Below are 14579 nucleotides of genomic sequence, written 5' to 3'. Positions count from 1 at the left end.
TATATTTTTTAAGATTTTTTTAAGATTTTTTTAAGATTCCGCATAATCAGTATCCCAATCATTACCTTCATCTCCTTTTTGACCATCCATTTTAATCAAAAAGTTCTTAGCAGGAAAGTATGGTTTTAATCGAATATCTAAGAAAATTCTATCCTTTTGATTTGGATCTTGTTCAAATCTTTTAATATCGAAATCTTCAATTAATTTATCTGGACCAGCAACATTATCTAGAAATTTCACAATTTGATTTAAAATTTCTTTTCTTGTTTTTGCGTTAAAGTTTTCAAAAGCTCTTCTATTTAAGAAGTCCATTAAAACCTTCGTTATGTAATCGAATACACGAACAACCGAATAAGTCTGAAGTCCTAAATTATCGCCATTAAATAATGTTTTCCCTGAGAATGCCATGACTTTGCCATATTCATTAACCATAGGAATAAGTCCTAAGTTTTCCAAATTAGCAATTTCACTTTTCTTTAAGTCGAATTTAACACCATCAACTTCATTTATACCTCCAAATTTCTTACCCGCAGTAATTTGAGACATTAATGTATTATATACCTTTCCTGCTAATGCCATTGAAGGTGGAATATATAAGTTATCCTCTTCTTCAATTTCATCATGTTTTCCTCTACCTACTAACCAGTTACATGCCATCATAACATTTGAACGATACGTGTCACCTCCTGATAGATTTGCCGATTCAAACATTTCCATAACATCATCCGGTTCATCTAAGTGTTGAAAATCAGTAATTAACATTACTTTATTATCATAAGCTATCTTAGCCCACTTTTCAATTACTTTATTTGAACCTAAGTACCCTGGAATTACTAATAAAGAATAATTTTGTCTTAAATCTAAACGATCAAATCCATTCACTAATTCTTCTTGTATATTATCAATAAACCTTGTGTTATCTAAATCGCTTAATTGATCTAATTCAGCATTAACAATTGAAATATTTTTCAACTTGGTTTCTTCTGTATTCTTATAAAATAAAGCTATACTTCTATAGTTTTCCTCAAGTTCTTTTGTTTCTTCAATTGCTATTTTAAGGTTTTTCTTTAATGTTTTTTCAGCTTCTTCTGCTTTTTCAGTACAATCATTTACTAAATCTACTAGATTATCTGAAGTTTTTAGAGAATCCGCCCACAATCTTAAAATCTTTTTTAATGTTTCTCGCTCTCCTTTTTTATTTGACTCTGTAAGAAATATATTTTTTCTTGCTTTTCTATCTGGATTTAAATTTTGAACACCTTCAATTGAACCTTCTAATAAATCAAATCCTCCAAACTGAATAAATGATTCAAGGTTCTGTTCTAATGAACGTAATTCTAATTCCTTATGCTCTTGATTTATGCTTGATGCAGCACTATTGTTTTCATTATTTGCCATAGCTTTTCTTATTTGTCTGATTGATCAATTTCTGAAATTAAATTTTCTAAAGTATCTATTATAGCTTTCTTCGCATCTGGATCTTGCAATGCTAATTTTAGAACTTTATTTGTTTTCAATTGTTTGATCATTTTTTTATACTGTTCGTTCTTTGTTTTTAAATCAGTCAAAATTGAACTTTGTTGTGAAATTCCATTAATTGAAAAATCCCCCACATTTCTAAATTTCAATTCTTCTCTTATAGTTTGTCCGTTTTCGTCCTCAAACCCAACTTTTACTTTTGGGTCAAAATGTTCAAAAACTTCATCCATATTTTTTAACCCTGTAACTACTTCTGGTTTAACAGGAGTATTTAATGTTAATTTCTGAGCTATTAATGTTCTATTTTGTGGAATTTCAAGAATACTTTCTTGTCCTTCTACTTTTACCTCGTTCCCACCGATTCCGTAGCTATTTGAAAATGTGTTTGCCATAATATAATTTTTATGATATAGATTTATTTATTTATTTTTAAAAGAATGTTCTAAACTTGAAACTCACATGTATTGTTTCAATACATTTATCTTTCTCTTTATTTATTACTACTTTTCTCACTTTTATTCCTTTGCTTTTTATCATCTTATACAACTGATCTAAAGACATATACCTCTTGTCACTATTCACTTTAATTAAAGGAGGTGAATCAAAACAAAAATTATTTTTAAAATTACTTAATGAAATTTTATCTTCTGAAATCGAATACATCAACTCTGTAAATTCACTTTCTGTTACTGTTTTTATAACTACAGGAATAGGTTTTACATCTTCTATTTCTGTAAAAGGCTTAACTAAATTATCTATTTTTTTAACTTCAGTCCTTTTTGTTTTCTTTTCTGTTTTTTTAATGTCTCTAGAAACTACAACAACATCTTTAAATACAATATTTTTCTTATCATCATTAACAACAAGAGATACTGTTTTTACTCCTATAGTATTAAATGTATATTTAGGATTTTTTTCTCTGCTATCAACCGTTTCAGTTTCTCCAAATCTCCATTCCCAACTATTAGAATTCATTGTTTTATCTGAAAACTGAACAACATCTCCTTGTTTCACTCTACTTGGCACTTCAAAATCAACTTCTAATTTTTCTTTTATAACTAAAACTTTTGGAGAAATTTTTATTGTTTTCTCAACAGTACACACATTATTAACTAACAACTTCACTTTATAAGCTCCTGCTTTTGTAAACACATGTCCTATTTTAGATTTATAGGATATCTCTGTTCCGTCTCCAAAATACCATCTCCAAGAAAACGAACCTTTAGAATCATCAGAAAAAGTTATCAATTCTCCTACAGTATATTCATTCGCATCAATTTTAAAATCTGTTATTTCACAAGTCACCTCATTAGCTTTCTGAAAAGCTAAAAGAGCGCAAGAAAAAATAAAAATTAATATAAAAAAGACGATTACCTTAAAATCAAAATGTGTTTTTATTTGGCTTTGAGTATTCATTTGTAAATTATAGTTATCTAAATTTCTTAATTAAGAACTCTCCAAATATATAAAAAAAATAATTAGTTCATAATCATAAAAATTAACAATTTATCATAATTTACAAAAAAATTAAATTTATTATGCATGCATAGTAATTTATTCTTTTTTTTTAGTAAATTCGTAACCTTGAATTATAAACCCTATTTAATTTATAAATAATGAAAATATTAGTTTGCATCAGTCATGTACCTGATACTACATCAAAAATTAACTTCACAAATAACGATACAGAATTTGATACTAATGGTGTTCAATTCGTTATAAATCCTAATGATGAATTCGGTTTAACAAAAGCTGTTATATTAAAAGAACAACAAGGAGCAAGTGTAACCGTAGTTAATGTAGGAGGAACAGACGCTGAAGCCACATTAAGAAAAGCTCTTGCAATAGGTGCTGACGAAGCGATAAGAATAAACGCAAACCCAACAGACGGTATGTTTGTAGCAAAACAACTTGCAGAAGTTGTAAAGCAAGGAGGTTATGATCTTATCATTGCAGGAAAAGAGTCTTTAGACTATAACGGAGGAATGGTTCCAGGTATGTTGGCAGGAATCCTTAATTACAATTTTGTAAATTCTTGCACAGGACTTGAGATTGATGGTTCAAATGCTAAGGTAATTAGAGAAATTGATGGCGGAAAAGAAACTCTTTCAACTTCTCTACCATTAATTATAGGTGGACAAAAAGGATTAGTCGAAGAAAAAGATTTACGAATTCCTAACATGAGAGGAATTATGATGGCTCGTTCAAAAGCATTAACAGTAAATGAGCCAACAAATGACAACAACGCAACTAAAGCTGTAAAATTTGAAAAGCCTGCTCCAAAATCGGCAGTAAAACTAGTTAGCGCTGATAATTTAGACGAATTAGTAAATTTACTTCATAACGAAGCTAAGGTAATCTAATAGCTTAATCATTAACTCTTAAATTTAAAGAAATGTCAATTTTAATATATGCTGAATCAGCAGAAGGAAAATTCAAAAAAGTAGCATACGAAGCTGCTTCATACGCAAAGAAAGTAGCAGATTCATTAGGAACAACAGTAACAGCAGTAACTATAAATAATAACAATACTTCTGAGCTAGCTAAATACGGTGTCTCAAAAGTGTTAAAAGTTACAAATGATAATTTATCAAAATTTAATGCAAAAGCATATTCAGACACTATAAAACAAGCCGCTGAAAAAGAAGCTTCAAAATTAATCATCTTAAGTTCTACAACAGATAGTTTATATTTAGCCCCACTAGTTTCAGTAGCATTAGATGCAGGTTACGCATCAAATGTTGTTGCATTACCTTTAAGTACAGCACCTTTTCAAGTTAAAAGAACAGCTTTCTCAAACAAAGCATTCAATATAACAGAAATCACAACAGACGTTAAAGTAATTGCTATTGCAAAAAATTCTTTTGGACTAGTAGAATCTGAAACATCTCTTTCTGAAGAAGATTTTACTCCTACATTAAATGATACTGATTTTAATATTAAAGTAGAAAATATTGAAAAAGTTACTGGCAAGGTAACAATTGCAGATGCTGAAATTGTAGTTTCTGCTGGTCGCGGAATGAAAGGACCTGAAAACTGGGGAATGATTGAAGAATTAGCTTCAGTTTTAGGAGCAGCAACTGCTTGTTCTAAACCTGTTTCAGATATTGGATGGAGACCTCATAGTGAACACGTAGGACAAACTGGAAAACCAGTAGCCGCAAATTTATATATTGCAGTTGGTATTTCTGGAGCTATTCAACATATCGCTGGAATAAACTCTTCAAAAGTAAAAGTAGTTATCAACACTGATGCAGAGGCTCCTTTCTTTAAAGTAGCAGATTACGGAGTAGTTGGTGATGCATTTGAAGTTGTACCAAAACTAATCGAAAAACTAAAAGAATTCAAAGCAAATAATGCTTAATTTTTAGTGGTTTAAAAATATATTATATTTAAATTAGAGTTATCTTTGTTAAGATGGCTCTTTTTTTTATTTTTGGGGCGATATGGATTGTACTTTTCTACTATCCATTTCCCTGTTGTTCAGTATAATCTGATGTTCCTATTTAGATTTTAATTTCATCAGGTTAGATAGAAAAGACCCATATATAACAATAATCTTTAAGTATTGAGTTTTTTACTCGATATTTAATATAAATTAGATAATGAGTTTAGTAAAATTAACAATAAAGGGCATTTCATATAGCCAAACACAAAATGGAGCTTATGCTCTAATATTAAACGAGGTTGATGGAGAAAGAAAACTTCCTATAGTAATTGGTGCATTTGAAGCACAATCAATAGCTATTGCTCTTGAAAAAGAAATTAAACCACCACGTCCGCTAACTCATGATTTATTCAAAAATTTTGCAGATCGATTTGATATTATAGTAAAACAAGTAATCATTCACAAACTTGTTGATGGCGTATTTTTCTCTAGTATAATATGCGAGAGAGACAAAATTGAAGAAATAATTGACGCTAGAACATCTGATGCAATAGCTTTAGCTCTAAGATTTAGCGCTCCTATTTTTACTTATAAAAATATTTTAGACAAGGCTGGAATATATCTTAAAATCAATCCTGCAGAAACAGAAGACAATAAAGATTCTAATGACGATGTTCTTTCAACTCCAGAAACTTTTGGAAACGTAGAACAATCATTGCCTATAACTGAAAGTTATTCTGATTACTCTTTACAAGAATTATACAACAAATTAGAAGAAGCTGTACAAAACGAAGACTATGAAAAAGCAGCTAAAATAAGAGATGAAATCTCTAAGAAAGAATCCTAAAACTTAAACTAATCACGCAAAAAATGTTAAAAAGAATATTTTTATTAATTGCACTTGCTTTTTCATTTTCAACAGTTAATGCTCAAGAAATTGAAAAAAAATGGCAATTAAATACCTCTAAAAATGATTTCCTTGAATTAAAAAACGGAACATACAACTTCAACTTATCTACTGATAGTATTAATCAAAAAGGAGATTATTTAGTACAAGATAAATTTTTATTTCTTTTCGAAAACGGATCCGATTCACCAACGAAGAGATTTCTTATTGATACAAAAACCGACTCTACTCTTATTCTTAAAAAAGGAGAAAAAGCCTATTCGTTCTTTTCATCAAACAAAGTAAAAACACCTATTGTAAACAATAGCACTACTTTAATTGAAAGTAGCGGATTAACTGCTACAGGTATTGGAAGAGGAGTCTTAGGAATGCTAGCATTATTAGGTATTGCAGCATTGTTTAGCGCAAACAGAAAGGCTATAAACTGGAGAACTGTTGGTCTAGGCTTAGCTGCACAATTAATATTAGCAATTGGTGTATTAAAAGTTTCTTTTGTTAAATCTGCCTTTGAATTTGTCGGAAATTTGTTTGTACTAGTACTAGATTTTACCAGAGCTGGTAGTGAGTTTTTATTGGGAGGAATGATGAACGTTGAAAGTTTCGGTTTCATCTTCTTATTTCAAGTGTTACCAACAATTATTTTCTTCTCTGCATTAACATCTTTATTATTTTATCTAGGAATAATTCAAATTGTTGTAAAAGGACTAGCTAAAATACTAACAAAATTACTTCACATTTCAGGTGCAGAAAGTTTATCGGTAGCAGGAAACATCTTTTTAGGACAAACAGAAGCTCCTTTAATGATTAAAGCTTACTTAGAAAAAATGAATAAAAGTGAAATATTATTAGTAATGGTTGGCGGAATGGCAACAGTTGCTGGTGGTGTTTTAGCTGCATATATTGGATTTTTAGGAGGAAATGATCCTGTGCTTCGTTTAGAATTTGCAAAACACCTACTTGCCGCTTCTGTAATGGCTGCCCCAGGAGCAATAGTAATTTCAAAAATATTATACCCGCAAACAGAAAGTATAAATACAAATGTAGAAGTTTCTAAAGAAAAAATTGGATCAAACATATTAGATGCTATTTCAACAGGGACAACTGAAGGATTAAAACTAGCTGCAAATGTAGCCGCAATGCTTTTAGTCTTCATTGCTTTTATTGCTATGATTAACCATACGCTTGGCTGGATTGGAGATTGGTCTGGTCTAAACAACGTTATTGCTGATAACACTCCATATTCTAAATTTTCACTTGAAACTATCTTAGGGTTAATTTTTTCACCTTTAATGTGGCTAATTGGTGTCGCAAAAGAAGATATGATGTTAATGGGACAATTATTAGGTATTAAATTAGCAGCTTCAGAATTTGTAGGATATATTCAACTAGCAGAACTAAAAAATGTGACAAATGACATCCATTTCACCTATCAAAAATCGGTAATCATGGCAACATATATGTTATGCGGTTTTGCTAACTTTGCTTCAATTGGAATTCAAATTGGAGGAATTGGTTCGCTAGCTCCTAACCAAAGAAAAACTTTATCCGAATTTGGCTTAAAAGCTGTAATTGGTGGAAGTATAGCGTCACTATTATCAGCAACTATTGCAGGAATGATTATTGGATAAAATATAAAATGTTTCATTATGCTTATAATTCATTATTTCAAATGCAATTTCTGCAATAAAGAAAACAAAATTAAAATAGCGGAAGATGATAGAGGAGCTTTACAAATGAAAAAAGGAGATGAAATTCCTTATTCTTGTTTGGAATGCCACAAAAAAGACAAAATACATATCAATAAAATAAGAGCAACACCTTCAATGACTGTCTTTGCTTTTGTTTCATTAATAAGTATTTTAATATCAATTGTATTGATTCTATTTTTTGGTTTACTTGCAACACTTTCATTTGGCTTACCAATGTTATTTTATCTATTTCAACAAGGACAAGCAAAATACTTTAATTCATACAGGATAAAAACAAAGTAGAAAAAGTAATCTTTCTAAAAAATTATAAATTTCAAATGCAACAATATCACGACCTAGTAAAGCATGTATTAACAAATGGCAATCAAAAAGGTGATCGCACAGGAACTGGAACTATTAGTGTTTTTGGTTATCAAATGCGTTTCGATTTAAGTAAAGGTTTTCCAATGGTTACCACTAAAAAACTACACTTAAAATCAATTATTTACGAATTATTGTGGTTTTTAAAAGGAGACACTAACATTTCTTACCTTAAAGAAAATGGAGTTAAAATTTGGGACGAATGGGCTGATGAAAATGGAGATTTAGGACCTGTTTATGGTCATCAATGGAGAAATTGGAACAGTGAAGAAATTGATCAAATTACCGAATTAATCGAAACCTTAAAAAACAATCCAAACAGCAGAAGAATGTTAGTTTCTGCATGGAATCCTAGTGTTTTACCAAATACTTCCGTCTCTTTCTCAGAAAATGTTGCTAATGGAAAAGCAGCCTTACCACCTTGTCATGCCTTTTTCCAATTTTATGTTGCTGATGGAAAATTAAGCTGTCAATTATATCAAAGAAGTGCTGATATATTCTTAGGAGTTCCTTTCAATATTGCTTCTTATGCTTTATTCACTATGATGGTTGCACAAGTTTGCGACTTACAAGTTGGTGATTTCATTCATACATTTGGAGATGCTCATATTTACAACAATCACATCGAGCAATTAGAATTACAATTATCTCGTGATTGTCGTCCTTTACCAACAATGAAATTAAATCCAGAAATTAAAAACATTTTCGATTTCAACTTTGAAGATTTTACTTTAGAAGGCTACGATCCGCATCCGCATATCAAAGGAGCTGTTGCCATTTAAATTAATAACATGAAGAAAATTGTATTTTTATTTTTATTAGTTTCAACATTTGGATTTTCACAAGAAGACGATTATTCAAAAATATTTTCAAATTTTGATAGTATTCAAAAAGGAAGTTTTCAATCACACATAAATCGAATAGTAAATTTAATTATTTACGACTATGCTAAACAAAAAAAGGAGAAATCTAGTGAAATTTTAATAATCACAAAAATAGATTCATTAGGAAAACTGAACTTAGTACACACCAAAGAAAGCACTCAGAATAAAGATATAAAAAAGTCTATTATTGCTCTTTACAAAAAAATTCCTCCATTTTTTATTGAAGGAATGCAAAATCAAACATTCACATTATATTTAACATTAGAAAACAATATAGATATTCCTAAATGGAGAGAAGATTTATTTAGCAAAAAAGAAAATAATATTAACAATTTTAATAGTCTTGAAAAAATACCCAGTTTCAAAAATTCCACTATTCAAGAAACTGATCCAATAAAAAACTTCAACACAAATATCTTAACTCATATTAAAAAAAACTTCAGATATCCATCTTATGCTTTAAAAAACAATATATCTGGACAAGTAACTATTTATTTTATCATTGAAAAAGAAGGAAACATTAAAACAATCATTTGCTATGATTCTCATCCTTCTTTACAATTAGAGAGCATCTCTATAATTAAAAAACTACCACAATTTAACCCTGGCTATATAAACAATGAACCTGTTCAAGTATCATTTAGCCTTCCTTTAACTTTCAAACTTCAATAAATCTTGTTATTATTTTCTTAAAAAAAGTAAAACCTTTTTCTCATTATTTGTAATTACACTATTTTTAGCTAAAATCTGTCTAATCAACAACCTATTTATTTATAATGAAAAAAATTACACTTCTAATTTTAATAGTATTATCCTTTAATAACAGTTATTCTCAATTTTGGAAAAAGAAAAAAGCCAAAAAAACAGAAACGATTGTTCCTGTTGAAAAGAAAAAAGAAGGAAAAATAAAAGACTATAACAACATTATCACAAAAGAAGCTAAAACCACTTCTGGCCTATTCAAAGTTCACAAAGTAACCGACAAATATTATTTTGAAATCCCAAATAACCTACTAAATAAAGACATGCTTTTAGTCAGTAAGTTTGCTAAAGTTCCTAGTGGTCTAGGTGGTGGATATGTAAATGCTGGAACAGAGATGAACACTCAAATGATTGTTTGGGATAAATTTGAAGATAAACTTTTAATCAAAGTAAAATCAACAAATAGCATTGCAAACGATAGTCTTCCAATAAATATCTCAGTAAAAGCAAACAATAACGACGCCACTTTATATGCTTTTGACATTGCGTCTTTTTCTAAAGACTCAACGGCAATAGTAATTGATGTAACTAAATTTTTCTCAAGCGATGTAAAAGCCATTAGTGGATTATCTTCAGGAATAAGAGAAGCATATAAAGTAAAAAATTTAGATGAGAGTAGAAGTTTTATCAATTACATTAAAGCATTTCCTTTAAACATAGAGATTCTACAAGACTTTACTTATAACGCTTCAAAACCTTCAACATTAGCAAATACAGAAACCATTAGTGTTCAAATGAGTCAATCTATGATTCTATTACCAGAAGAACCTATGCGCCCTCGATTATTTGATTCACGAGTTGGCTGGTTCACTTTAAACAAATACGATTATAGTAGTGAAGAATTAAAATCAGACAAAAAAACATACATTAGAAGATGGAGATTGGAGCCAAAAGACGCTGAAGCCTATGCAAGAGGAGAATTAGTTGAACCTATTAAACCCATAATTTATTATTTAGATCCTGCAACTCCTGAAAAGCTGAGACCTTACATAAAAAAAGGAGTTGAAGAATGGCAAAAATCTTTTGAAGCTGCTGGTTTCAAAAATGCAATTATTGCAAAAGATCCTCCTACAAAAGAAGAAGATCCTGATTTTAGTCCCGAAGATATTAGATACTCTGTAATACGATATGTAGCTAGTACAACAAGAAATGCTGTTGGACCTAGTATTTCAGACCCAAGAACTGGTGAAATAATAGAAAGTGATATTATTTGGTATCACAATCATTTACGTTCATACAGAAATCGATATTTAATTGAAACTGGTGCCGCAAACCCAACTGCACGAACATTACACACAAGTGAAGAAGAAATGGGCGAAATGATGCAAATGGTAATTGCTCATGAAGTTGGTCATGCTTTAGGGTTTCCTCATAATATGAGTGCAAGTTGCGCATATAATGTTGAAGATTACAGAAAACCTGCTTTTACAAAATTCAATGGAATTTCTGCTAGTATAATGGATTATGCAAGATTCAATTATATCGCACAGCCTGGTGACAAAGATGTTCGCTATATAAGACAAATGGGACCTTATGATACCTATGCTGTAAATTGGGGATATCGAATTATTCCAAATGCAAAAACACCAGAAGATGAAATCAAAACATTAGACAAATGGATTCTTGAAAAAGCAGGAAATCCAATATATGAGTTTGGAAAACAATCTAGTAATTTTGATCCTTATTCCCAAACAGAGGATATTGGAAACAATGCTATGTTAGCAAGTAATTACGCTATTAAAAACTTAAAAATTGTTGCAAAAAAATTACCTGAATGGACTAGTGACATATCAAATAATTATGAAGACTTAGAGGAACTTTACGGAGAATTATTATCTGCTTGGAGTAGATATATAGGCCATGTTGTTACCTATGTTGGAGGAGTTAACGAAACAGAAAAAAAACCAAATCAGAATGGAAATGTATACACAATAACACCTAAAGCAAAACAAAAAGAAGCTGTCAATTGGTTGTTAAAAAATGCTTTTTCAGACCAAGGTTGGTTAGTTGACTCTACTATCTTAAATAAGATTACTCCTGACGGATATCATCAAAAATTACTTTCTTACCAATCAAGACATTTATTCAATCTAATTAGCATTGAAAGACTTGGAAGATTATTGGATGCCGAATTTATTAATAAAGAAAATTATAAAGCCTTAGATTTATTATCTGATATAAGAAAAGGAATTTGGAAAAACAACGCAAAAACAGTATCAATCACAGAAAGAAACATCCAAAAATTACATTTAGAAAGAATGATTTCATTATACAATGATGATGCTAAACACAGCTACAATGTTTCTTCATCTGATATAAAATCATTAATATATGGAGAGTTATTACAGCTAAAATCAGACTTAACTATTGAAAAAAACCTAACAAGAGATACCGAAACCAAGTATCACTATCTAGAATGTATAAGCAGAATTGAAAAATGCTTTGAAAACAAATAAATTAAAAGCATCTTTCTTAAACATCTACTTTTTTAATTCACACAATAGTATTTTATAGTAAGTACTATTGTGTGTTTTGTTTAAAAAATATTTCTCTTCTAAATTATCAAATAAAAAACAAAATCATTATTTTAAAAACATATAATTTTAAAGTTAAAAAATTATCAATTATTAATTTAAAGCAAAAGATAAAAATACATACGTAAAAAAAATAACCACTTCTCTATATACACATAAATTTAAAATTCCAGTATTTAAAAATACTTTTATTCTTTGAAAAAAATCTGGCTCGTTTTTTGATTAATCCGTTTATTGATTGTCAAAAAAACTTTACTCAAATGGTTTTCAAGCTTTTATTAAAAAAAAGAAAATCATTTTTAATTGAAAGATATGTAGAAACTAAAATAGTTTTACTATTTTTGCAATCGTTTTTCTAAATTAAAAAAAATATTTAAAGAAATCCCATGAAGAAAATTATTTTATTGTTATTACTGATTATCAACTCAACAGCATTTAGTCAAATTATTACTTTTTCAGAGTATGATGAATTCCTAAAAAAACATGTATCTACTAAAGGTGTTGTAGACTACGACAAAGTATTAAAAAACATTAAAGACATAAATAATATTACCTATAATTTTTCTAAAATTTCTCCAAATAAAAGTTGGTCAGAAGCAGAAGTAAAAACATATTGGATTAACGTTTACAATGCAAATGTTATAAAATTGTTAGCCGAAAATTATCCTATTAAAAGTATAAATTACATTAGAGATCCTTTTAAAATGGATTTCATTGACTTTGATGGCGAAAAAATTTCTCTAGATCATATAGAACATGAAATATTAAGACCTTTAAACGACCCTAGAATTCATTTTTCTTTATACTCAACTGCGATATCTTCTCCAGTTTTAAAAAATAGCGCTTATTCTTCGAATAGTATTGAATATGATTTAGACGTTGCTACTAGTCTTTTTATAAACGATCAATCTAAAAATATTTTAGGAACTGCGACTTCTCAATTATCTAAAGTATTTGAATGGTACTTTACTGATTTTATTGGAAATGTAACAATTGTTGATTTTATAAATAAGTACTCAACAACACATATTAGCTCTTCTACAAAATTAACGTTTTTAGAATACAACTGGAATCTTCACCGTTAATCAAGCAAAAGATTATACTAAATTATAAATAATGCCTATTTGATTTTGAAAATCAAATAGGCATTATTATTTATTCAATCATATAAAAACAGTAAATCTCATCTTTAAAAATTCATCAAACACTAAACCCTTAAAAGAATCACTTTTTAACGATAAAGATTTCCTTATATCAATAAAAAACCTATTTTAGCCATAATTTATTACAAAGAAAAATGTTCACTATTATAGCAGCTGCTTCTGAAAATAATGCTTTAGGTAAAAACAATGAATTAGTTTGGCACTTACCAAACGATTTCAAACGATTTAAAGCCTTAACAACAAATCATTATATTATTATGGGTAGAAAAACTTTTGAAAGTTTCCCTAAACCATTACCAAACAGAACACATATTATTATAACTAGACAAAAAAACTATAGCGCTCCAGAAGGATGTATAATTGTTGATAATCTAAAAAAAGCAATCAATCTCTGCCCAAAAAATCAAGAGAATTTCATAATTGGTGGTGGAGAGATTTACAAGCAATCAATGGAAATAGCTGACAAAATAGAACTAACAAGAGTTCACACCAAAGTAGATGCTGATACTTTCTTTCCAGAAATTGACAAAAACGAATGGAATCTTATTGCTACAGAATCCCATCCAAAAGATGAAAAACATGCATTTGATTTTACATATTTAACGTATATTAAAAAATGAGAATTTTATTCGTATTTTTGCACTTCATAAAATAAAAAAAATGCCAAAAAATATAACTCCATACAAAGACTCAGAACTAGGAAAAAAAGAACAAGTAGCTCAAATGTTTGACTCTATTTCTGAAAATTATGATGGATTGAATCGTGTAATTTCATTTGGAATAGATATTAAATGGCGCAAAAAAGTTTTAAAACTAGTTTCTAATAAAAACCCAAAAACTGTTTTAGACATAGCGACAGGAACAGGTGACTTAGCGATCTTAATGACAGAAACTACTGCTGAAAAAATTATCGGTTTAGATATTTCAGCAGGAATGCTTGAAGTAGGAAAAAAGAAAATAGACGCAAAAAAATTAAATCATAAAATAGAGATGATTTTAGGAGATAGCGAAACTATTCCTTATGAAGATAATTATTTTGATGCTATCACTGTTGCTTTTGGTATTCGAAATTTTGAAAATTTAGAAAAAGGATTAGCTGAAATTTTAAGAGTCTTAAAACCTAATGGTATTTTTGTAATACTTGAAACTTCTGTTCCTACAAAATTCCCTTACAAACAGGGATATGCCTTTCACTCAAAATTCATATTACCTCTTGTAGGTAAACTCTTCTCTAAAGACAAATCCGCTTATAGATATTTATCTGATTCTGCAAATATTTTTCCTTTTGGAGAAGCTTTAAACAATATTTTAAGAAAAATTGGGTTTATAGAAGTAACACACTTACCTCAAACATTAGGTGTTGCAACAATTTATCATGCCACTAAAAAATAGT

Annotated in this window: 14 protein-coding genes; 11 read left to right on the top strand and 3 right to left on the bottom strand. The window is 29.2% G+C overall.

Annotated elements, in window-relative coordinates; all coding sequences use genetic code 11:
- Nucleotides 1-30: 30 nt before the first annotated feature.
- Genes LXD69_RS08100 through LXD69_RS08090 form a run of 3 tightly spaced genes read right to left on the bottom strand, consistent with a single transcriptional unit; the run spans nt 31 to nt 2895 of the window.
- The gene (locus LXD69_RS08100) at nt 31-1398 is read right to left on the bottom strand and encodes a DUF5458 family protein (protein WP_246918686.1); all 1368 of its coding nucleotides are present in this window, start codon (nt 1396-1398) and stop codon (nt 31-33) included.
- Nucleotides 1399-1406: 8 nt separating this feature from the next.
- Nucleotides 1407-1871 (bottom strand): hypothetical protein, encoded by a 465-nt coding sequence (locus LXD69_RS08095; protein WP_045969055.1) that lies wholly within the window; start codon nt 1869-1871, stop codon nt 1407-1409.
- 37 nt (nt 1872-1908) lie between these two features.
- Nucleotides 1909-2895: a PKD domain-containing protein gene (locus tag LXD69_RS08090; RefSeq protein WP_246918684.1), complete on the bottom strand. Its 987-nt coding sequence runs from the start codon at nt 2893-2895 to the stop codon at nt 1909-1911.
- Nucleotides 2896-3095: 200 nt separating this feature from the next.
- Between LXD69_RS08090 and LXD69_RS08085 the strand changes: the two genes are divergently transcribed.
- The 11 genes from LXD69_RS08085 to ubiE all read left to right on the top strand — a co-directional run bounded on the left by LXD69_RS08085 (nt 3096) and on the right by ubiE (nt 14578).
- Nucleotides 3096-3842 carry an electron transfer flavoprotein subunit beta/FixA family protein gene (locus LXD69_RS08085; protein WP_246918682.1) on the top strand — a complete coding sequence of 249 codons (747 nt, stop codon included), beginning with the start codon at nt 3096-3098 and terminating at the stop codon, nt 3840-3842.
- 32 nt (nt 3843-3874) lie between these two features.
- Nucleotides 3875-4843 carry an electron transfer flavoprotein subunit alpha/FixB family protein gene (locus LXD69_RS08080; protein ID WP_246918680.1) on the top strand — a complete coding sequence of 323 codons (969 nt, stop codon included), beginning with the start codon at nt 3875-3877 and terminating at the stop codon, nt 4841-4843.
- A 241-nt stretch (nt 4844-5084) separates the two neighbouring features.
- A complete protein-coding gene (locus LXD69_RS08075; protein WP_045969063.1) occupies nt 5085-5714 on the top strand; it encodes a bifunctional nuclease family protein in 630 nt (209 codons plus the stop codon).
- A 23-nt stretch (nt 5715-5737) separates the two neighbouring features.
- Complete coding sequence (locus LXD69_RS08070; RefSeq protein ID WP_246918678.1) at nt 5738-7402, top strand: NupC/NupG family nucleoside CNT transporter; 1665 nt, start codon at nt 5738-5740, stop codon at nt 7400-7402.
- An 18-nt stretch (nt 7403-7420) separates the two neighbouring features.
- Nucleotides 7421-7765 carry a hypothetical protein gene (locus tag LXD69_RS08065; protein ID WP_246918676.1) on the top strand — a complete coding sequence of 115 codons (345 nt, stop codon included), beginning with the start codon at nt 7421-7423 and terminating at the stop codon, nt 7763-7765.
- 35 nt (nt 7766-7800) lie between these two features.
- Nucleotides 7801-8625, top strand: coding sequence for a thymidylate synthase (locus LXD69_RS08060; RefSeq protein WP_045969069.1), 825 nt, complete (start codon nt 7801-7803; stop codon nt 8623-8625).
- 9 nt (nt 8626-8634) lie between these two features.
- Nucleotides 8635-9399 (top strand): energy transducer TonB, encoded by a 765-nt coding sequence (locus tag LXD69_RS08055; protein WP_246918674.1) that lies wholly within the window; start codon nt 8635-8637, stop codon nt 9397-9399.
- Nucleotides 9400-9503: 104 nt separating this feature from the next.
- Nucleotides 9504-11945 carry a zinc-dependent metalloprotease gene (locus LXD69_RS08050; protein WP_246918672.1) on the top strand — a complete coding sequence of 814 codons (2442 nt, stop codon included), beginning with the start codon at nt 9504-9506 and terminating at the stop codon, nt 11943-11945.
- A gap of 464 nt (nt 11946-12409) precedes the next feature.
- On the top strand, nt 12410-13108 hold the full coding sequence (locus tag LXD69_RS08045) for a DUF547 domain-containing protein (RefSeq protein ID WP_045969073.1): 699 nt from the start codon (nt 12410-12412) through the stop codon (nt 13106-13108).
- A gap of 212 nt (nt 13109-13320) precedes the next feature.
- Complete coding sequence (locus LXD69_RS08040) at nt 13321-13806, top strand: dihydrofolate reductase (protein WP_246918670.1); 486 nt, start codon at nt 13321-13323, stop codon at nt 13804-13806.
- Nucleotides 13807-13846: 40 nt separating this feature from the next.
- A complete protein-coding gene (gene ubiE, locus LXD69_RS08035) occupies nt 13847-14578 on the top strand; it encodes a bifunctional demethylmenaquinone methyltransferase/2-methoxy-6-polyprenyl-1,4-benzoquinol methylase UbiE (protein ID WP_045969077.1) in 732 nt (243 codons plus the stop codon).
- The last annotated feature ends 1 nt before the right edge of the window (nt 14579 follow it).

It is taken from the genome of Flavobacterium sediminilitoris (assembly GCF_023008245.1).
Taxonomy (GTDB): domain Bacteria; phylum Bacteroidota; class Bacteroidia; order Flavobacteriales; family Flavobacteriaceae; genus Flavobacterium; species Flavobacterium sediminilitoris.
This window is presented reverse-complemented; position numbering and strand designations above follow the sequence as displayed.